Raw genomic sequence first — 20160 nt, forward strand, 5'->3', positions numbered from 1 at the left:
AGGAATCAGGCCCCGCGAGGTCGGGGCGCGCACCGCCGGGAAGCGGTGGTGGAGCGGGCGAAGGGAGTCGAACCCTCGTCATTGGCTTGGGAAGCCAAGGTAATAGCCGTTATACGACGCCCGCGACGGGAGCGGATTATGGCCCAAGCGGCAGCGGTGCCGGATGAGCCGCGTCGGACGCGCTGCACGACGTGGGCGGGCCCCACCGGGCGATCGCGCGCGGGCGGCGCGGTTCAGCGCGCCCGGGCGGCGGCCAGTTCGCTCAGCAGCTGGTGCAGTTGCGCTTCGCCCCGCGCATCCAGGCCCACGAAACGGCAGCCGATGTGGACCTGCTCGCCGGCGAGGAACGAGCGGAAGCTGCGCCGGATCCGGACTTCCAGGTCGGCCACCAGCACCACGTGGTCGCCGACCAGCACCCTCGCCTGCGCGATCCGCTGGCCGAGGAACAGGCCCCGCCCCTCCTCGATGCTGCCCCGCAGCCCGAGCCCGCCCAGCGACACGTCGTCGACGTGCAGGCTGCGCCAGCGCCCGAGGAGTGAGAACTCCGCCCGCACCACCGGGCCCAGCGGCACGTCGCGGCGCGGCGTGCCACGGCGCTCGTCGGCGCCGTCGGCCGCCGGGCCTTCGGGATCGCCCTCGGCGAGCACCGCGGCGTCAAGGCCTGCCGCCTTGGCCTCCACCTCGGCCCCGGTCGGCGAGAGCGCGGCCACCGGCAACGGAGACGGAGACGGAGACGGAGACGGAGACGGAGACGGAGACGGAGACGGAGACGGAGACGGAGACGGAGACGGAGACGGAGACGGAGACGGCGCGGCGACCGACGGTGCGGCGGGAACGGCAGGCTTGGAACGGGCGCGCAGGCGGAACATGGCGGGGGAGGAAATCCAGGGCCCCCGGGTTGTAAGCGTTGCGCGTGAACGCTGTCATGAGCGGCCGGCAACCGGGGCCGCCGACCGTGACGGAAGTCTCATCCGGCGAGGGTCCGCTAAGGTCGGGCCTCCACCACCCGCCGATCCGGCGCCAGGAGTCCGCCCATGCCCCTCGTCCATGTCCATCTGCGCGCCGGCAAGGACGCGCCGTACCGCGAAGCCCTGCTCGACGGCATCTACCGCGCGATGCGCGAGACCTTCAACGTGCCCGAGGACGACCAGTTCATGACCCTCACCGAGCACGACGCGGCGAACTTCCGCAACGGCGGCTCCTACCTGGGCATCCCGCGCAGCGACGACCTGGTCATCATCCAGATCACCGCCAACAACACCCGCTCGCTGGAGCAGAAGAAGGCGCTCTACGCCTGCATCGCGAAGACGCTGGGGGAACACCCCGGCGTCCGGCCCGAGGACGTGTTCGTCAACCTGGTCGAGGTGGCCAAGGAGAACTGGTCGATGGGCATGGGACTGGCGCCGTACGCCTGAACCCGGCGCCGCCGCCCGATCCGCCCGATCCGCCCGATCCGCCCGATCCACCCGACCCGCCCTGCCGGCCGACGCCGGTCGGGCCGGTCGGGCCGATCAAGCCGATCGGGCCAGCGAAGCCACCCGGCCCGCTCAGTCCCAGGCCGGCGCGAAGTCCGGATCGGCCAGGCGCTCGCCGCGGTCCAGCGTGGCGATGCGGGCCATGTCCTCGTCGGACAGGCGCAGCGTCGACGCCGCCAGGTTGGCCGCCTGGTTGGCCGGCTTCGTCGACGACGGGATCACCGCGAAGCCCTGCTGCAGCAGCCAGGCCAGCGAGACCTGCGCCGGCGTCGTGCCGTGTTTCGCGGCGATGTCCAGCAGCACCGGCTCGGTCATGACCTTGCCGTAGGCCAGCGGCATGTAGGCGGTCAGCCGCAGGCCCTGCTCGCGGGCGAACGCGACGACCGCGCGGTTCTGCAGGAAGGGATGGATCTCGACCTGGTTGGTCGCCAGCGCGTCCGCGCCGACCAGCGCGACCGCCTCGCGCATCTGCGCCACGGTGAAGTTGGACAGCCCGATCGCGCGCGTCAGGCCCTGGCGCTTCGCGTCGAGCAGCGCGTCCAGCGTCTCCTTCAGCGGCACCGCGCCGCCGGGCGACGGCCAGTGGATCAGCGTCAGGTCCACGGCGTCCATGCGCAGCTTGGACAGGCTCTCGCGCAGGCTCGGCACCACGCGGTCGCCGGCGAGCTGCTCGGTCCAGACCTTGGTCGTGACGAAGAGCTGCTCGCGCGGCACGCCGCCCTCGGCGATCGCGCGGCCGACCTCGGCCTCGTTGCCGTAGATCTGCGCGGTGTCGATGTGGCGGTAGCCCAGCGACAGGCCGCTCTTGACGGCGTCGACGACGACCTGGTCCTTCAGGCGGAAGGTGCCCAGGCCGAGCGCGGGCATGGGAATGGACGTGGCGAGGGGCGTGGTCTTGGTGGTCATGCGGGCTCCAGGAAGAAGCGAAACGGTAGGTCCGGTGGGAACGATGGATCCCGTGGGGACGATGGGGACGATGGGGACGATGGGGACGATGGGAAGAGCGTCGGCCGGTTGAACCGGGCGGTCAATGGCCCACGGCGATGGGGCCGGCGCCGGCCGGGCGCGCGGGCAGCGGGAAGCGGCGGTCCAGGCGCCCCGCCAGCACGGTCAGCGCGAACGCGCCGAGCACCACGATCGCGCCGATCCACGGCGTGTGCATCAGGCCCAGGCGCTCGACGATCAGGCCGCCGCCCCAGGCGCCGCCGGCGATGCCCAGGTTGAACGCGGCGATGTTCAGGCCCGAAGCGACGTCGACGGCCTGGGGCGCGTGGGCCTCGGCCTGCTGGACGACGTAGAGCTGCAGCCCCGGCACGTTGCCGAAGGCGAACGCACCCCAGGCGAGCACCGTCAGCACGGCGGCCACCGGCGACTGCGCGGTCACGCTGAGCACGAACAGCACGGCGGCCAGCCCCAGGAAGATCAGCTTGAGCGCGCCGATGGGACCGCGCCTGTCCGCGAGCTTGCCGCCCCAGACATTGCCTACGGCGACGGAGACGCCGTAGACCAGCAGCACCAGGCTGACGCCGTTGGCGGAGATGCCGCTGACCTGCTGGAGGATGGGCGCGAGGTAGGTGAAGGCGATGAACGAGCCGCCGTAGCCGACGGCGGTCATCGCGTAGACCAGCAGCAGGCGCGGCTGGCGCAGCGGCTCGAGCTGGTGCAGCAGGCTGGCCGGCGCGGGCTGGGCGAGCTTGCGCGGCACGAACGCCAGGCTGGCGACGAAGGCGACCAGGCCCAGCGCGGCGACGGCCAGGAAGGTGGCGCGCCAGCCGAAGTGCTGGCCGACGAAGGTGCCCAGCGGCACGCCGGTGACCAGCGCGACGGTCAGGCCCGAGAACATCGTGGCGATGGCGGAGGCGGCCTTCTCGCGCGGCACCAGGCTGGTGGCGATGGTCGAGCCGATCGAGAAGAACACGCCGTGCGCCAGGCCGGTCAGCACGCGGGCGACGACCAGCGCGCCATACCCCGGCGCGAGCCACGCGAGCAGGTTGCCGGCGGTGAACAGCAGCATCAGCGCGAGCAGCAGCCGCTTGCGCGGCCAGCGGCCCGACAGCGCGGTGAGCACCGGCGCGCCGATGGCCACGCCCAGCGCGTAGAGCGAGACCAGCAGGCCCGCGGACGGCAGGCTGACGCCGAGGTCGGCGGCCATGGTCGGGATCAGGCCCACGATGACGAATTCCGTGGTCCCGATGGCGAAGGCGCTGACGGTCAGCGCCCACAAGGCGATCGGCATGATGAGGCTCCTGCGAAGCGAGGGAAGGTTGCGATGGCCGCCAGTGTTCCCGTTCCTGACTTGCAGAAAAAGCCTTGATTCGCCAAATGATTCTTGAACCGGAAGCAAGAATAGAGGCGACACTCCCGCCACCATGAAAAGCTCCCTCGACGAACTCGCCGTGCTCGCCGCCATCGTGGACGCGGGCTCGATCAGCGCGGCGGCGGAGCAGCTGGGGCAGACGGTCTCGGCCGTCAGCCGCTCGCTGAGCCGGCTCGAGCAGAAGCTCGGCACGACCTTGATGCGGCGCTCGACGCGCCGGCTCGAGCTGACCGAGGAGGGACAGTTCTTCCTCGGTCGCGCGCGCAAGGTGCTCGCCGCCGTCGAGGACGCCGAGGAGCAGCTCGCGCTGCGGCGCGACCAGCCCGCGGGACGGCTGCGCGTCAACGCCGCCTCGCCGTTCATGCTCCACGTGCTGGTGCCGCTGATCGGCGGCTTCCGCGCCCGCTATCCGCAGATCGAGCTCGAGCTCAACAGCAGCGACCAGATCATCGACCTGCTGGAGCAGCGCACCGACGTCGCGCTGCGCATCGGCACGCTGGCCGATTCCTCGCTGCACGCGCGGCCGCTGGGCAGTTTCCGGCTGCGGGTGCTCGCCAGTCCCGCCTACCTCGCCGAGCGCGGCCGGCCGACGAAGGTCGATGCGCTCGCCGGGCATTCGCTGCTCGGCTTCACCGCGCCCGAGAGCCTCAACACCTGGCCGCTGCGCTGGGCCGGCGGCGAGGGTTATCCGGTCGCCGCCTCGCTGAGCGCGTCCAGCGGCGAGACGCTGCGCCAACTGGCGCTCGCGGGCCAGGGGCTGGTCACGCTGTCGGACTTCATGACCGCGCGCGACCGCGCCGACGGCGCGCTGGTGCAGGTCCTGGCGGCCCACACCGTCGACACCCGCCAGCCGGTGCACGCGGTCTACTACCGCAACACCGCGCTGGCCTCGCGCATCAGCTGTTTCCTCGACTACCTCGCGATGGAGATGGCCAGGCTCACCGCCTGACTGCCACCGGAGCCGCCGCGGCCCGATGCCCCGGCCGGGGCGGCGTCCGGCGCGCGGACGGCGCGGGACGGCACGGCGCGGGACGGCGCCATCACTTGTTGACGTCGCCGATGCACAGGTACTTGGTCTCGACGTACTCGTCGATGCCCTGGTGCCCGCCCTCGCGTCCCAGGCCCGACTGCTTGACGCCGCCGAACGGCACCTCCGCCGTCGAGATCAGCCCGGTGTTGATGCCGACCATCCCCGACTCCAGCCCTTCCGACACGCGCGTGATGCGCCCGATGTCGCGGCTGTAGAAGTAGCTCGCCAGGCCGAACTCCGTCGCGTTGGCCATCGCGACGCCCTCGGCCTCGGTGGTGAAGCGGAACACCGGCGCCACCGGCCCGAAGGTCTCCTCGCGGGCGCAGAGCATGTCCGCGGTCGCCTCCGACAGCACCGTCGGCTGGAAGAAGCGGTCGTGCAGCCGCGCGCCGCCCACCAGCACCTTCGCGCCCTTCTCCACCGCGTCGGCGATGTGGCGCTCGACCTTGTCGACCGCGGCGTCCTCGATCAGCGGGCCCTGCGTCACGCCGGCGTCGAAGCCGTTGCCGACCTTCAGCGCGCCGACCTTCTCCGACAGCTTCGCGACGAACGCGTCGTACACGCCGGCCTGCACGTACAGCCGGTTCGCGCACACGCAGGTCTGGCCGGCGTTGCGGTACTTGCTCGCGATCGCGCCCTCGACCGCGCTGTCCAGGTCGGCGTCGTCGAAGACCAGGAAGGGCGCGTTGCCGCCCAGCTCCAGCGACAGCTTCTTGATCGTCGGCGCGCTCTGCGTCATGAGGATCCGGCCCACCTCGGTCGAGCCGGTGAACGACAGGTGGCGCACCGCGTCGCTCTTGCACAGCACCTCGCCGATGGCGATCGAGTGCTCGCCGTCGCCGGTCACCACGTTGAGCACGCCGGCCGGCATGCCGGCGCGCTGCGCCAGCTCCGCCGCGGCCAGCGCGGTCAGCGGCGTCTGCTCCGCCGGCTTGATCACCACCGGGCAGCCGGCCGCCAGCGCCGGCGCCACCTTGCGGGTGATCATCGCCAGCGGGAAGTTCCACGGCGTGATGGCCGCGCACACGCCCACCGGCTGCTTGATGACCATGTAGCGCTTGGTCGCGTCGGTCGTCGGCACCGTCTCGCCGCGCACCCGCTTGGCTTCCTCGGCGAACCATTCGACGAAGCTGGCGCCGTACACGATCTCGCCGCGCGCCTCCGCCAGCGGCTTGCCCTGCTCCGCCGTCAGGATGCGCGCCAGGTCGTCGGCGTGCTGCAGCAGCAGGTGGTACCAGCGCATCAGGATCGCGCCGCGCTCCTTGGCCGTCTTGGACCGCCAGGCCGGCCAGGCCGCCTGCGCCGCGGTCACCGCGGCGTCCGCCTCCGACGCGCCCAGGTTGGCCACGTGCGTCAGCACCGCGCCGGTGGCCGGATCGTCGACGTCGAAACGGCTCGCGCCGCCGACCCACTCGCCGTTGATCAGCGCATCGGTCTTGAGCAGGCTCGGGTCCTTGAGCTGCACCAGCGGGGAGGTCTTGGGGTCCATCGTCGCCATGTCGGTTCTCCAGGGAAGGCGGGCATCCTAGCGGCCGGTCCCGGCCCGCCATGTCAACGCCGCGTCAATGGGGGCGTCGGCGCGCGTGGCCCTGCCCCGGGCGGCCCCGCTCCTATAATCGAAAGCTTCGCGAAATCAAGCGCTTGCGGGAGCCCTTCCCGGCAATCCGCACACCCGCGAAGACACCCCCTGTTTCAATGTCGCGGCCCCGCGCCGCGCCATGTCGACCCGCCAGGCCCATCAAGCAAAGGACAGGCATGAAAGCCGCTGAGATCCGCCACACCTTCCTGAAGTTCTTCGAGTCCAAGGGCCACCAGATCGTCGCGTCCAGCCCGGTCGTGCCCGGCGACGACCCGACGCTGCTGTTCACCAACGCGGGCATGAACCAGTTCAAGGACGTGTTCCTGGGTTTCGACAAGCGCGCCTACTCGCGGGCCACCACCGCGCAGAAGTGCATCCGCGCCGGCGGCAAGCACAACGACCTGGACAACGTCGGCTACACCGCGCGCCACCACACCTTCTTCGAGATGCTGGGCAACTTCAGCTTCGGCGACTACTTCAAGAAGGACGCGATCTCGTTCGCCTGGGAACTGCTGACGCAGCACTTCAAGCTGCCGGCCGACAAGCTGTGGGTCACCGTGTACTCCGAGGACGACGAGGCCTACGAGATCTGGAACAAGGACGTCGGCGTGCCCGCCGAGCGCATCGTGCGCATCGGCGACAACAAGGGCGGCCGCTACATGTCCGACAACTTCTGGATGATGGGCGACACCGGTCCCTGCGGCCCCTGCACCGAGATCTTCTACGACCACGGTCCCGAGGTCGCCGGCGGCCCCCCGGGCTCGCCCAACGAGGACGGCGACCGCTACATCGAGATCTGGAACAACGTCTTCATGCAGTTCAACCGGACTGAAGACGGCGTGATGCACAAGCTGCCCAAGCCAAGCGTGGACACCGGCATGGGCCTGGAGCGCCTGGCCGCCGTGCTGCAGCACGTGCACTCGAACTACGAGATCGACCTGTTCGTGAACCTGCTGGCCGCGGCTCGCCAGGCCGTCGCGGACGCCGGCGCCGCGGACTTCGATCCGGAGTCGCCGTCGCTGAAGGTCATCGCCGACCACATCCGCGCCTGCTCGTTCACCGTCGTCGACGGCGTGATCCCGGGCAACGCCGGCCGCGGCTACGTGCTGCGCCGCATCGCCCGCCGCGCGATCCGCCACGGCTACAAGCTCGGCGCGCGCACGCCGTTCTTCCACAAGCTGGTCGCCGCGCTGGCCAAGGAGATGGGCGAGGCCTATCCGGAGCTGCGCCGCGACGAGGCCCGCGTCACCGAGGTGCTGAAGCAGGAGGAAGAGCGCTTCTTCAAGACCATCGCCACCGGCATGGAGCTGCTGGAATCGGCGCTGGCCGGCGGCGCGACGCAGGTCGACGGCGAGACCGCCTTCAAGCTGCACGACACCTACGGCTTCCCGGTCGACCTGACCGCCGACGTCTGCCGCGAACGCGGCGTGACCGTCGACGAGGCGGAGTTCAACCGCCTGCTGGAAGAGCAGAAGAACCGCGGCCGCCAGGCCGGCAAGTTCAAGATGTCGCAGGGCCTGGCCTACAGCGGCGCCGCGACCACCTTCCACGGCTATGAGCACCTGACGCGCGACGAGGTCAAGGTCGTCGCGCTGTACGTCGACGGCAGCGCGGTGCAGAGTGCCGACGCCGGCGACGACGTGGTGGTCGTGCTCGACCACACGCCCTTCTACGCCGAGAGCGGCGGCCAGGTCGGCGACGCCGGCGAGTTCCGCAACGCCACGACCCGCGTGGTCGTCGACGATACGCTGAAGATCCAGGCCGACGTGTTCGGCCACCACGGCCAGGTCGTCGAGGGCACGATCAAGGTCGGCGACGCCTTCACCGCCAAGGTCGACGCCGAGCGCCGCGCCCGCACGGTCCGCAACCACAGCGCGACCCACCTGATGCACAAGGCGCTGCGCGAGGTGCTGGGCGCCCACGTCCAGCAGAAGGGCTCGCTGGTCAACGCCGAGCGCACCCGCTTCGACTTCGCGCACACCGCGCCGATGACGCCGGCGGAGATCCGCAAGGTCGAGGCCATCGTCAATGCCGAGATCCTGGCCAACGCCGACACCCAGGCCGCCGTCATGGCGCTGGACGACGCGCAGAAGAGCGGCGCGATGATGCTGTTCGGCGAGAAGTACGGCGAGACCGTGCGCGTGCTGAGCATCGGCTCGTCCAAGGAGCTGTGCGGCGGCACCCACGTGCACCGCACCGGCGACATCGGCCTGTTCAAGATCGTCGCCGAGAGCGGCGTCGCGGCCGGCATCCGCCGCGTCGAGGCCGTGACCGGCGACAACGCGCTGCACTACCTGCAGTCGCTGGAGTCGACGGTGCAGACCGTGGCCGGCACGCTCAAGGCCGCCCCGGCCGAGCTCGAGCCGCGCGTGCAGGCGGTGCTGGAGCAGGTCCGCGTGCTGGAGAAGGAACTGGCCGCCGCCAAGAGCAAGCTCGCCTCCGCCCAGGGCGACGAACTGCTGTCGCAGGCCGTCGACGTCAAGGGCCTGAAGGTGCTGGCGGCGACGCTGGTCGGCGCCGACGCCAAGACGCTGCGCGAGACGATGGACAAGCTCAAGGACAAGCTCAAGACGGCGGCGATCGTGCTGGCGGCGGTCGACGGCGACAAGGTCCAGCTGGCCGCGGGCGTGACCGCGGACGCGACGGCCAAGGTCAAGGCCGGCGAGCTGGTCAACTTCGTGGCGCAGCAGGTCGGCGGCAAGGGCGGCGGCAAGCCGGACCTGGCGATGGCCGGCGGCACCGATGCCAAGGCCCTGCCCGCCGCGCTGGCGAGCGTGCAGGCCTGGGTCGGCGAACGCGTCTGAGCACACGTTCGACACGGAACTGGCGCAGACTCCGGGCTTCGGGCGGCGATCGAACCGCCCAGCCGGGAGGTCTGACGAACAACCTCTTCAAGGGCCCCGGTCGGGCCCTTGTCGTTTCATGCAACTGGAGTAGCAATGACTGACACCCCGATGGCCGACGAGTTCGGCGACTCGATCGACGTCGAGAACGCGCAGCGCCTGGGCGAACTGCTGGCGGTGCTGGCCGGCCAGGCGGACCCGGAGGCGCCGGCGATCACGCTGGACACGCTGGACGGTTACCTGACCGCGCTGCGGGTCGGCCCGTCGGACGCGGCGCCGATCCAGGCGATGGACGCGCTGTTCGGCGAGGACTGGCCCGCCAGCCTCGACGAGCAGGACCTGACCGACGCGTTCATGGAAGCGCTGCACGTGCGCTGGAACGAGATCGGCGACAGCCTGGAGCCGCAGCCGCTGCTGGAGGCGCCCGAGCAGATGCACCTGATGCCGCTGATCTCCGAGTTCGACGAGGAGACCAAGGCCGAGCTGGTGGCACAGGGCGCGATCAGCGCCGAGCTGCTGGAACGCATGCCGGCGCCGGGCGCGATGTGGGCGCAGGGCTTCCTGCAGGCGGTGGACGACGCGAACACGTGGACGCTGCCGGACGGCGACGGCGCCGACGACCTGGCGGTGATGCTGCAGGCGATCGAGGCGGTGACGCTGGCCGAGGACGCGACGCCGCGCGCCGAGTACATCCGGCAGGCCTACGAGGATCCGGAAGGCATCGACCAGAACGCGCTGATCGACGACATGCTGTTCACCGTGCAGGACCTGCGCCTGTTCTGGATGCAGCAGCGCGCGCTCAAGGACGCGATCGCCGGCCTGACCGCCGCGCCCGACGCGACGCATTGACGTCGCAAGGCCCCCTCCCGCACTGCGGGAGGGGGCCGGGGCGAGGGTCTTAGAGGCGCCCCTTGCAGTTCGGCGCGCCGCACCGGCAGCGCAGACGACCCTCGTGATGGCTCTCGCCGTAATCGGCGCAGATCTCCTCGCCCGCGCCGATGTCGCGGATCGCATAGAACTCCGCCCGCCCCTGGCGGATGCGCAGCACCGCGTTCGGCGCGCAGCTGTGGTTGACGTGGCGCAGCGCGCAATCGGACTGGGTCGCGTCGATCGCGGTCTTGTCGGTCACCTCGACGACATGGATGCGGCGGCGTCCCTCGATGCGGCGCCGGGCTTCCCGCACCGGCACGATCTCGCCACGCATCTCGCCGATCTTGCGGCGCGCCGGGATCGATTCGCCGGCGAACACCCCCAGGCCATCGATCGGGCTCGGTCCCACCGTCAGCACGAAGCGCTCGGCCGGCAGCGGCTCGCCCCGGGGACGCGAAGCCGCCTCGGCGACGGTCGTGGCGGCGGGAGCGGTGGCGACGGAACTCAGACGTGGCATGAACGCGGGACGCGGCCTTCGGGCCGCGACGAAACGGGAAACGCGCATTGTCGCGCCGTTGCCACTCGCGGTCCGGACATCGCGCTTGACGCCCCCGTCGCGCGGCCAAGATACTGGTTCGCATGTCCTTCGCGATCCGTCCCCTACAGCCCGTCTCGCCCTGCCTGCAGTCGATGCAGGTCATGGCTTGCGTCCACGGCTGGGGACGGCGTCGATCGCGGTAGACGCCCCGCCACAGGATCCCGGACCTCACGGTCCCCCGATCCGGAAGCTCCCCCCACAAGGCCCGCGCACCCCGCGGGCCTTGTTCATTTCCGCTGGTCCTTCATCCACAAGGAGCATTCGATGCCGACCCCGCCCCCCTCGCCCCGAGACATCCGCGTCGCCGATGGCGTGACGCTGCGCCGCCCGCGCCCCGAGGATGCTCGCGCGCATGCCGAACTGCTGGGGCATCCCGGCGTCCAGCCGTGGCTGCTGCAGACGCCCTACACCTCGGAGCAGCTGTGGCACGAGCGCTTCAGCAAGGTGCCCGACGTCAATTCCGGCGAACTGGTCTTGCTGGCCTTCGACGGCGAGCGGCTGGTGGGATCGGCGGGCCTGCACCCGGTCGGACCGCAGGCGCGGCGGCGCCACGCGATGATGCTGGGCATCAGCGTGCATCCGGACGCGCACGGGCGCGGTGTCGGCTCGGCGCTGATGGACGCGCTGACGCGTCAGGCGGACGACTGGCTGGGCGTGCTGCGGATCGAGTTGACGGTGTTCGTCGACAACGCGCCCGCCATCCGGCTGTATGAGCGCTTCGGCTTCGAGACCGAAGGCCGGCTGCGGGCCTACGGCCTGCGCGGCGGGCGCTACGTCGATGTCTTGACGATGGCGCGCCTGCATCCGCGCCCGCCGGTGATCGAGCGCGAGGCGCTCTGAAGGGAGTTCAGTCCATCGTGACCGCGGCACTGCCTTCGGTGCTGCGGCGCGTGGTCTGCGCGTGGAGTTCGCCGTCGGAGGAGCGGCTCTGCGGGCTGGACGCCTCGGTGCCGCGCTCGGGCACGGCGGGCTGCGGCGCCGGCGGACGGCTCGGCTGGCGCTTTCCGGTGATCAGCAGGCGCGCCAGCTTGACCACCTCGCTGGCCTGGGCCGGCGCCGCGGGCGCCAGCAGGACGCCACCGAGCACGGCCACGCTCAGGATCTTGAAGGTGTGCCGGTGGGCGTTCTGCGCTTGTCGTTGTCGGCTCTGCATGGTCTCCCCGCGCGAATCTGGCATCTTAGCGACGATGGCAGGAGTATCGAAAGTCAGCCCCTCCCCCGCCAGGGGCCAGCGACGAACTGCGCCCTGGGGGGGCTGACTTGCGGCAGGACGGGATGGGCTCAGCGAACCAAATCCGCCCTCGCACTCACCCGGGCGATGGCCGCGCCGCCACCGCCTGCGACCGGTCGCGGGTCGCGGCGGGGGGTTTCAGTCCGGCGCCCCGCACCTCGAAACGCACCTGCTGCAGCACCCGTCCTCGTCCGTCCAGCAGCGCCAACTCGTGTCTGCCGGGCATCGGCAGCCAGTCCAGCGCCGCGCCCCGTCCGATGACCCGGCCGTCGAGCCGCCAGCCGGCCACCTCGCCGCGCGCCAGGCGTCCCGCATGCATGAAGCGCAAGCGCTGGGCGGCGGGCGGGATGTCGGGATCGAGCGCGTAGATCGCGCCGTCGGTCGGATTGCTGAGCGCGACCGCGGTGGCGGCCGGCCGGATCACGGCCTGTTCGGTCCCGGCGAGGAACCACTCGCGCCGCGGGGGTTCCTGGCCGTCCTCGAACCGCGTGTCCTGCGCGACCAAGCCCGCCGGCGGCTTGGAGGGCACGGGCAGGCGTCCGGCATGCAGCGCCAGCATGACGTCGCGCCAGACCGGGGCCGCCCCGCTGACGCCGGACACGTGCTGCATCGCTTCGCCGCTCGAATTGCCGACCCAGACGCCGACGGTGAAGCGCGAGGTCCAGCCGATGCACCAGTTGTCGCGCATGTCCTTGCTGGTGCCGGTCTTCACCGAGGCCGGGAACGGCAGCGCCAGCGCGCTCGACAGCCCGAAGGTCAGCGCCCGCGCGTTGTTGTCCGCCAGGATGTCGCCGACGACGAATGACGCCTTCGCATCGGCGACCTGACGCGCCGGCCCGACCTTGGCGACAGGGCCTGTCGTGGCGGCCGCACCGGTCGCGCCTCCCGCGCCGACGCCGGCAGGCAGGCTCACCGGGCCGTAGCGACCGCCATTGGCCAGCGCGCGATAGGCGTTGGTCAGCGACAGCAGCGTCACGTCGGCGCTGCCCAACGCCAGCGACGGCCCGTAGAAGCCTCCGGTCTCCGGCAGCTGCAGGCCGAGCGCGTTGAGCCGCTCGAAGACGGCTTCCGGCGTCAGCATCAGCGACAGGCGCACCGCCGGCACGTTGAGGCTGTTGCCCAGCGACGCCCGCGCGCTGATCCAGCCGCGGTACTGCTTGTCGTAGTTCTGCGGCAGGTACAGCCCCGCCGCCGTGGCGATCTGGGCGGGCGAGTCGTCCAGCAGGCTGGCCGCGGTGATCAGCCGGCGCTCGAGCGCGAGCTCGTACAGGAAGGGCTTGAGCGTCGATCCCGGCTGCCGCCGCGCGAGCACGTGATCCACCTGCGCGGCCTCCGACAGCTGGCTGCCGCTGGACCCGACCCAGACCCGCGCCTCGCCGCTGGCGTTGTCCAGGACCACGACCGCGCCGTCCTCGACCTGTCGTCCGGACAGCTCCGCCAGATGGCGCCGAAGCGCCAGCACCGCCACGCGCTGCCAGGACGCGTCGAGCGTGCTGCGTTGGGCCGCCGGCCCGTCCGGCCGCAGGGCCAGGCGCGCGAAGTGCGGTGCCCATTGCGGCGCGTCCGCCACCGACAAGGCCTTGCGGCGCAGCACCGCCCCGACCTCGTCGACCAGGCCCTCGCAGCCCTGCCCCATCAGGCGCAGCACGCCGCACGCGCGTGTCGAGATCGCCTCCGGCGACACGTTGGGCCCGCGCAGCATCGCGGCGAGCATCGCCGCCTCGCGCGCGTCCAGCCCGCTCGGCCGCTTGCCGAAAAGCGCCTGGGCCGCGGCGGGCACGCCCACCAATTCGCCGCGCAACGGCACCCGGTTCAGGTAGGCCTCGAGGATCTGCGCCTTGGTCCAGCGTTTCTCCAATCGGCCGGCGACCCAGGCCTGGCCGACCTTCTGCATCAAGCTGCGCCCGCCGCGGCGCGCCAGGTCCTCGTCGAGCAGGCCGGCCAGCTGCATCGTGACCGTCGATGCGCCGCGCGTGCGCGTGTTCCAGAGATTGGCCCACGCGCTGGCGGCGACCGCCGACCAGTCGACGCCGCTGTGCTCGTAGAACCGCTGGTCCTCCGACAGCAGCATCGCCCGCAGCAGCGACGGCGACATTCGGTCCAGCGGCACCCACGCCAGCATCCGGCGCTTCGGATCCATGCGCAGCGTCTGCAGCGGCTCGCCGCGCCGGTCGAGCAACTGCAGGTCCGACACCGCATGTGCCGCGCGCGTCTGCGCGAATGTCGGCAGTTCCTCGGCCGCCGCGATGCCCGTCGTCGTCGATGCGACGACGGCGAGCACCGCGAACGCGGCCAGGCGCAGCGACTGGATCAAGGCTGGACCTCCAGCGTCGCGTTCGGCAGTTCGCCGAAGCGGTCGGGCGCGTACATCGCCTCCGCCCGCGTCGTCGGCATCTGGAAGCGGCCGGCGTTGTTCAGCTGCATCGTGTACTCCAGGACATGCCGCCCGCGCGGCAGGTAACCGAAGTAGGCCCGCCAGGCGGTGAAGCTGCGCTCGATGAAGTTGGGCCACGCCTCGCCCTCGGCGCGCTCGCCCTGCGTGTCGATCGTGCCCTCGACGACCGCCGCGCCGGTCGGCAGCGGATCGCTCAGCACGACCCAGGTCATGTCGGCGGCGGCTTCGATCTCCAGGCGCACGCGCATCACGTCGCCACGCGACCATCTCGGCGCCGCCTTCTGCGAGACCGCGGTGACCGTCCGCTTGAGCGAGTAACCGGCGCTCAGCGGCGCCTTGAGCGGCACCGCGGCCAAGGCCTGGACCGTGGCCCAGGGCCGGCCGTCCCCGACCTGGGCGACCGACAGCGTGCCGTTGCCCGCGGCGGGCCAGGCCAGGCGCAGTTCACCGCCTTCGGGCTTCGCGGACCAATCGAGCGACGCGGCCGCGCCCGCGAGCTTCGCCTCGGTCTTGCCCTTGACGGCCTGCGACTCGAAGCGATCGGAGAACTTCTCCAGGGCGAGCACGCCCCACAGGTTCGCGGTCGTGTTGAACCAGGCGCCGCGTTCCTGGCGCGCCAGCGCGCCGACGACCATCCGGGGCAGGTCCTCCTTCCAGCCGGCATCGTCGACCAGCGCCAGGATCGCGCGCGCCGCGGTCGCGTCGCCGCTGCCCATCAGCCACCACCAGCCGTCGTTGTCCTCGTTGACGAAGCGCAGCGTCGTGCCGGCGAAGCTCAGGCGCGCGCGCAGCTGGTTCTGCGCCGCGGCGATCTGGGCCGCGCGGTCCGGCGCCCCGCTCATCCGCTGGTGCAGCACGAGCCAGTCGATCACGGCGCTGGTCGGCCAGGTGGTCAGGTTGCGCCCGTCCACGGTGCCCAGTTGCCGGGGGGTCGCCTTGCCGTAGCGCGCCAACGCCGCCAGCGCGGCGATGCGGCGCGGCTCGTCGTCCGCGCGCGGCGACCAGTAGCGGCGCTCCAGGCGCCCCTCGACGAAGGCGGCGAGGCCGTCGAGCGCCTTCGCCAGCTGCGGAGCCGGCAACGCGCGCCCCGCTTCCTGCGCCGCGGCCAACAGATGCGCGGTCAACACGTCGCTGCCCTGGGTGAGCTGGCGCGACAGCGGGAAGTAGGCGAACAGGCCGTCGCTGTCCTGGTAGGTCGCGAGCTGGCCCATCAGGCCATCCCAGGCCGCCGCGTCGTGCAACGCGAGGTACTTCGAACTCTGCTGCTCGAGGCAGGTGTAGGGGTACTGCTCGAAGTAGCGCCGGATGCCGGGCAGCGCCGAGGACAACTTCGGCTGCAGCCCGATGGCCACTCCGCCGCGCTTGACGCCCTGGGCCGGCAGCGCGTCCGTGGGCGCAGCGACCGGCAGGCTGATCGGCGCATCCAGTTGACGCAAGGTCGCCTGCAGCACGCGCACCGGCGTGGCCGGCTGCACCGCCTGCGTGGTCCGCATCGCGTCCTTCGCGCCGGCACCGCCCTGCTCCTGCGCCTGGGCTTCCCAGACGATGCGTTGCGCGCCGTCAGGCACCACCACGTCCCAGGTGACTTCCTGGGCCTGGCCCGCCGCCAGCTTCACGGTCCGCGGCTCGGCCGGCACCGGGTGCTCGCCGGACTCCCCGCTCGCCTTGCCCGCGAGCGTCACGCGCAGGTCCATCGCGCGATTCGTCGCATTGCGCAGCGTGAGCATCGCCTGCACCCGGTCGCCTTCGCGCACGAGCGGCGGCAAGCCGGACAGCAGCTGCAGGTCCTGGCTCACGTTGATGCTGTTCTCGCCGGTGCCGAAGCGCTGTCCCGGCGCGTCCGCCACCGCGACCAGCCGGAAGCGCGTCAGCGAGTCGTTCAGCGGCACCTGCACCAGCGCCTCGCCCTGCGCGTTCACCGTCACCAGCGGCTGCCAGGTGAGCAGCGTGTCGAACAGCTCCCGGGTGGCGAAACCGCCGCCGCCGCCCGCCGCGACCGCCTTGCGGCCGTAGTGGCGACGACCAATGATCTCGCTGTGCGCGGTCGCCGTCGTCACCCCCCAGGCGCGTGTCTGGATCATGCCGTCGAGAAGCTTCCAGCTCTCGTTCGGCGCCAGCGCCAGCAGCCCCTCGTCGACGGCGGCGAAGGCGACCTGGGCGTCGGGGACCGGCTTGCCGTCCTGCGTGACGCGCAGCTTCACCTGCGCGCTCTGGCGCACGCCGTACTGGGCCTGCTGCGGCACGACCTCCACCTTGAGCCGGTGCTTGGCCTGTCCGATCTCGATCGCCGCCATGCCCAGCTTGAACGAGGGCTTGGACAAGTCGACCATCGCCGTGGGCGGCTGGTAGTCGCCGGAGGCGCGCCACTCGCGCCACCAGTTGCCCGGCTCGCGCCAGCCCCAGGAGAAGAACGAGTACCACGGCACCTCGCGCAAGCGGCCGCGCAGCACCATCACGCTGACATAGGCGTTGGGGGTCCAGTTCCGGTCGATCTTCAGCTCAAGCCACGGGTCTCTTCCGGAGAGCCGTCGCACCTCGCTGTAGAGCACGCCCTCGCGCTCGACGGTGACGAGCGCGGTCGCGTCGCGATACGGCATGCGCACCTGGAATCGCGCCGTCTCGCCCGGTTCGTAGCGGCGGCGCTCGGGGACCACGTCGATGCGGTCATCGTTGTCCTGAGCGAACCAGGAGTCGCCGGCCTTGGTCACCGTCAGCGCGCGCACGGCGCGCGCGGTGCGACCGCCGTCATCGGCCGTCGAGCCGATCAGCTCCAACTGCCCGCCCTGGCTCACCGAGGTCTCGCATCGCATGATGCCGAGCGCGTCCGTCTTGCCGCTGCACAGCTCGCCGAGGTCCTTCAGGTTGCGCTGATGCTCGTAGGCATAGAAACCACCGACCAGCCGCTTGCGCGTGCTGAGCGTCTGCACATGCCGCCCGCTGATCGAGATCCGCTGGTTGGCGACCGGCTTGCCGTTCGTGTCCAGCGCGATCGCCTGAACCTGCAGCGGCTGGCCATTGGCGACCCAGGAAGGGGCCCGGACGCCGACGACGACATTGGCCGGCCACACGATCTGCGAGGCCGCGCGCGTGTGCGTCTGCCCATCGGGATCGCGGTAGTTCAACTCGACCCGCAACTCCGAGGCGCGATCGATGGTGCCGGTCAACGGCACCTTGAACTGGATGCCGCCCTTGGCATCGGTCTGCAGGGCCAGCTTGTCCACCAGCAGGCGGTTCGCACCCGGCGGACCGCCGGCCGTCTCGCTGTCGCCATCCATGTCGCCGTCGGGGCCGCTGTCGCTGGGACCCTGCGCCGACGGGGGCTCGAAGGCGTAGTCGTCGAACCCGGCGAAGTTCGTCCAGTGCGGCTGCAGCATCGCGCTGACCTGCACCGGCGACTTCGCCATCGGGCCGCCGGCCATGTAGTTCAGTTGGCCCGACCAGGCTTGCTCCTTGGCGCCAGGCGCGGGGGACTTGGGAGGAATCAGTCGCGCATCCACGAGCGGGACGCGGAACTCCTCGACCCGCACGCTGCCGCTGTCCCAGGTCCGTTGGCCGCCGCCGGTGCCGGCGCGCTCCATGACGAAGCGATAGCGACCGAGCTTGGCGCCGGGCGGCACCTTCCAGGTGGACAACGCGTAGCGGGCGCCCTGCCATCGAAGATCGAGCGTGGCGATGTCCTCGCCAGTCCCCTCGAACACGACGCGCAGCTTGTCGGGCAACTGGTCCGGTGTCGCGTCGCTCAGGCCCTGCGCGGTCTCCAGCCGGAAGAAATGCTTCATCGACAAGGTCTCGCCGGCGCGCAGCAGCGGCCGATCGGTGACCGTATGGACGCGCACGGCGCGCTCGGAGCCCCAGGCGATCGGCACGTTGAAGCGCCAGGGCTCGATGCCGCGGCTCCAACCGCTGAACATGAACGCCAGGTCCGTTGGCTTGCCAGGCTGGTCGGCGCGAGCAGTGATGAACAGCCCGGTTTCGGCGATGCAGTCGCCACGCCCGCTGTCGCGATCCAGGTTGGGCCGGTCGATACGTGCCAGGCCTTGCGCGTTGGTGCGCCCGTTCCACAGCGCCTTGCCGCGGCAGTCATACACCGCGACCTGTGCACCCTCCACCGGACGCCCCTTGTCGAGGGACGTCACCCACACCAGGCTGTCGTCCTTGCCCAACTTGAAGTGCAGGCCCAGGTTGGTGACCAGCGCGCCGGTACGCACGAACATCGGCTGGATCGGATCGAGCAGCGACTGTCCAAGCTGCGGCGACTTCAGCTCGAGCACGTGATAACCGGGCTGGGCCAGCGGCACACCGATCACGTCGATCGCCTTGTCGGGGTTCGGCGCGGGCACGTTCATCGATTGCAGGCCCGCCTCCCCCTTCAGCATCTCGACCTTGCGGTCCTCCCACTCGTTTTGGCGATAGAGCCGCCCATACCAACGCAGGATCTCCGCATCGTCGGTCAGGCGCTTGATTCGCAGGTGGCCACCGGCCCGCGGCTGCAGGTCGGTCTGCACGTGACGCATGCTCAGCGGTACCAGGCTCGGGCCGATGGGCTCCCATTCGACGATGCCGAAGGGGGCTGCGGCGAACTTCGCCAACGGCGGCGCCGCGGCCGTCCGGATCTTCATTGGGAAGCTCGCGGCGTTGGACAGTGGCCGTCCGCTTTCATCGACGATGCCTGACGGCAGTTCCAGCGTGTAGGTCTGCTGCTCAGCCAGCGGTACAGGAAAGCGCACGGTCAAGAGCCCGCCAGGGGGGTCGCGATCCTGAGCTGACGGCGCGACTGGAGAAAGGCTGGTGCCATCCGATCCCTTGAGACGCACCTTCATTGCCATGCCCCAATCGATGGGCTCGGAGAAAGTCACACTGAGCGGCCGGATCGGCAAGCAAGGCGCATTCGCGCGTTCTCGTTCGCAAGAGAACTCCGCGGTCAGGGGCGCACGCACGGAGAAGCGGAAGCGGCGCTCGCCACGCGTGCGCACCGATTCATTGGCGCTGGCGACGATACCGGCACCCCACACCAAGGTGGCATCGGCTCCCGCAGGAAGTGGTCGCTTGCAAGCCGCCAGGACCCATTCCTGGCGCTTGGCCGCATCTCCCATCTTCAGGTCGCGAATCAGGGCGTCCCGTTCTGCGATCGGGCGGATCTCCGCCGGAATGCGCTCGCCGAGTGCCTTGGATTCGCACCAGAGGTTCGGACCAATGCTGTCGAGCTTGGCAGCGCCTGAAAGGCGGAGCAGGAAACGCTGGTCTTCCTCGATTCGAGACCCTTCCCAGGGCCTGATCTGTTGAACGGTCGGCGCAGCCAACTGGAAGGTGGCCTCACGAAGGCCTGTCCACGCGCCGGACACGCCTGGCGCGGTCGGCTTGAAGTCGTCACGCACCTGCACCCGGCATTTAGCTCCGGCGGGCAGCGGTTTGACGAAGTCAAACACCCATTCGCGATCGTTGGTCCACCGACCTTTTCCTCGGACGTTGACTTGACCGCAGTCCACCCGAACAGGATCTGGAAGGCGGGGATCGCCCAGCGCCGTGGTCGCCGACTTGAAGCGCACCACCACGTTCTGGACCTGCGCCACTTCCCCTTCGGGGGCAATGGAAGCGAGCTCCGCGGCCTGTCCCGATACCGGGACCAAGAGCGAGGCCAGCAAACCTCGCCAAATCATGCTTTGGAGTTTTCCGCTACTCGCCAGACGACGCATACGCTCTCCCTGCGCTATCGCTACAAGGACGCAAGTCTATTCGGCAAGCCTTGAAAAAACAGTCCCACAAAAGGGGCGAGAGACTACTGGAGCTAGTCAGCGCCTGACACAAATGAAAATTCAAGCCCC

13 protein-coding genes and 1 tRNA gene are annotated in these 20160 nt (G+C 70.7%); 5 read left to right on the forward strand and 9 right to left on the reverse strand.

What is annotated here, in order from left to right:
- Positions 1–49 precede the first annotated feature (49 nt).
- Both N5D62_RS25235 and N5D62_RS25240 read right to left on the reverse strand, forming a co-directional pair.
- A tRNA-Gly gene (locus N5D62_RS25235) sits at positions 50–124 on the reverse strand.
- Positions 125–233: 109 nt separating this feature from the next.
- The gene (locus N5D62_RS25240; protein WP_279760773.1) at positions 234–710 is read right to left on the reverse strand and encodes a PilZ domain-containing protein; all 477 of its coding nucleotides are present in this window, start codon (positions 708–710) and stop codon (positions 234–236) included.
- A gap of 324 nt (positions 711–1034) precedes the next feature.
- Between N5D62_RS25240 and N5D62_RS25245 the strand changes: the two genes are divergently transcribed.
- The gene (locus tag N5D62_RS25245; RefSeq protein ID WP_279760774.1) at positions 1035–1415 is read left to right on the forward strand and encodes a tautomerase family protein; all 381 of its coding nucleotides are present in this window, start codon (positions 1035–1037) and stop codon (positions 1413–1415) included.
- Between the two features lie 132 nt (positions 1416–1547).
- Here N5D62_RS25245 and dkgB read toward each other — a convergent pair whose 3' ends face one another.
- Both dkgB and N5D62_RS25255 read right to left on the reverse strand, forming a co-directional pair.
- On the reverse strand, positions 1548–2381 hold the full coding sequence (gene dkgB, locus N5D62_RS25250) for a 2,5-didehydrogluconate reductase DkgB (RefSeq protein WP_279760776.1): 834 nt from the start codon (positions 2379–2381) through the stop codon (positions 1548–1550).
- A 121-nt stretch (positions 2382–2502) separates the two neighbouring features.
- The gene (locus N5D62_RS25255) at positions 2503–3711 is read right to left on the reverse strand and encodes an MFS transporter (RefSeq protein ID WP_279760777.1); all 1209 of its coding nucleotides are present in this window, start codon (positions 3709–3711) and stop codon (positions 2503–2505) included.
- A 133-nt stretch (positions 3712–3844) separates the two neighbouring features.
- Between N5D62_RS25255 and N5D62_RS25260 the strand changes: the two genes are divergently transcribed.
- A complete protein-coding gene (locus N5D62_RS25260; protein WP_279760778.1) occupies positions 3845–4741 on the forward strand; it encodes a LysR substrate-binding domain-containing protein in 897 nt (298 codons plus the stop codon).
- A gap of 91 nt (positions 4742–4832) precedes the next feature.
- Here N5D62_RS25260 and N5D62_RS25265 read toward each other — a convergent pair whose 3' ends face one another.
- On the reverse strand, positions 4833–6311 hold the full coding sequence (locus N5D62_RS25265) for an NAD-dependent succinate-semialdehyde dehydrogenase (RefSeq protein ID WP_279760785.1): 1479 nt from the start codon (positions 6309–6311) through the stop codon (positions 4833–4835).
- Positions 6312–6577: 266 nt separating this feature from the next.
- Between N5D62_RS25265 and alaS the strand changes: the two genes are divergently transcribed.
- Both alaS and N5D62_RS25275 read left to right on the forward strand, forming a co-directional pair.
- The gene (gene alaS / locus N5D62_RS25270; protein ID WP_279760779.1) at positions 6578–9205 is read left to right on the forward strand and encodes an alanine--tRNA ligase; all 2628 of its coding nucleotides are present in this window, start codon (positions 6578–6580) and stop codon (positions 9203–9205) included.
- 135 nt (positions 9206–9340) lie between these two features.
- Positions 9341–10093, forward strand: coding sequence for a UPF0149 family protein (locus tag N5D62_RS25275; protein ID WP_279760780.1), 753 nt, complete (start codon positions 9341–9343; stop codon positions 10091–10093).
- Between the two features lie 49 nt (positions 10094–10142).
- On the opposite strand, the gene N5D62_RS25280 is transcribed toward N5D62_RS25275, so the two are convergent.
- On the reverse strand, positions 10143–10631 hold the full coding sequence (locus N5D62_RS25280; protein ID WP_279760781.1) for an SET domain-containing protein-lysine N-methyltransferase: 489 nt from the start codon (positions 10629–10631) through the stop codon (positions 10143–10145).
- A 345-nt stretch (positions 10632–10976) separates the two neighbouring features.
- Here N5D62_RS25280 and N5D62_RS25285 point away from each other — a divergent pair, with 345 nt between their 5' ends.
- Positions 10977–11552 (forward strand): GNAT family N-acetyltransferase, encoded by a 576-nt coding sequence (locus N5D62_RS25285; protein WP_279760782.1) that lies wholly within the window; start codon positions 10977–10979, stop codon positions 11550–11552.
- Positions 11553–11559: 7 nt separating this feature from the next.
- On the opposite strand, the gene N5D62_RS25290 is transcribed toward N5D62_RS25285, so the two are convergent.
- From N5D62_RS25290 to N5D62_RS25300, 3 genes are all read right to left on the reverse strand, one after another.
- On the reverse strand, positions 11560–11865 hold the full coding sequence (locus N5D62_RS25290; RefSeq protein WP_279760783.1) for a hypothetical protein: 306 nt from the start codon (positions 11863–11865) through the stop codon (positions 11560–11562).
- A gap of 154 nt (positions 11866–12019) precedes the next feature.
- Complete coding sequence (pbpC, locus tag N5D62_RS25295) at positions 12020–14257, reverse strand: penicillin-binding protein 1C (RefSeq protein ID WP_347881837.1); 2238 nt, start codon at positions 14255–14257, stop codon at positions 12020–12022.
- A complete protein-coding gene (locus tag N5D62_RS25300) occupies positions 14254–19065 on the reverse strand; it encodes an alpha-2-macroglobulin family protein (protein WP_279760784.1) in 4812 nt (1603 codons plus the stop codon). The genes pbpC and N5D62_RS25300 overlap by 4 nt, the downstream gene beginning before the upstream one ends.
- Between the last annotated feature and the right edge of the window lie 1095 nt (positions 19066–20160).

Source organism: Mitsuaria sp. GD03876 (assembly GCF_029840635.1).
Taxonomy (GTDB): domain Bacteria; phylum Pseudomonadota; class Gammaproteobacteria; order Burkholderiales; family Burkholderiaceae_C; genus Roseateles.

Excerpts from the sequence above, each read along its gene's own strand:
- N5D62_RS25285 (WP_279760782.1), top strand. The coding sequence starts at position 10,977 with ATGCCGACCCCGCCCCCCTCGCCCCGAGACATCCGCGTCGCCGATGGC.
- N5D62_RS25280 (WP_279760781.1), bottom strand. The coding sequence starts at position 10,631 with ATGCCACGTCTGAGTTCCGTCGCCACCGCTCCCGCCGCCACGACCGTC.
- N5D62_RS25260 (WP_279760778.1), top strand. The coding sequence starts at position 3,845 with ATGAAAAGCTCCCTCGACGAACTCGCCGTGCTCGCCGCCATCGTGGAC.
- N5D62_RS25245 (WP_279760774.1), top strand. The coding sequence starts at position 1,035 with ATGCCCCTCGTCCATGTCCATCTGCGCGCCGGCAAGGACGCGCCGTAC.
- N5D62_RS25255 (WP_279760777.1), bottom strand. The coding sequence starts at position 3,711 with ATGCCGATCGCCTTGTGGGCGCTGACCGTCAGCGCCTTCGCCATCGGG.
- N5D62_RS25275 (WP_279760780.1), top strand. The coding sequence starts at position 9,341 with ATGACTGACACCCCGATGGCCGACGAGTTCGGCGACTCGATCGACGTC.
- alaS (WP_279760779.1), top strand. The coding sequence starts at position 6,578 with ATGAAAGCCGCTGAGATCCGCCACACCTTCCTGAAGTTCTTCGAGTCC.
- N5D62_RS25265 (WP_279760785.1), bottom strand. The coding sequence starts at position 6,311 with ATGGACCCCAAGACCTCCCCGCTGGTGCAGCTCAAGGACCCGAGCCTG.
- N5D62_RS25290 (WP_279760783.1), bottom strand. The coding sequence starts at position 11,865 with ATGCAGAGCCGACAACGACAAGCGCAGAACGCCCACCGGCACACCTTC.
- dkgB (WP_279760776.1), bottom strand. The coding sequence starts at position 2,381 with ATGACCACCAAGACCACGCCCCTCGCCACGTCCATTCCCATGCCCGCG.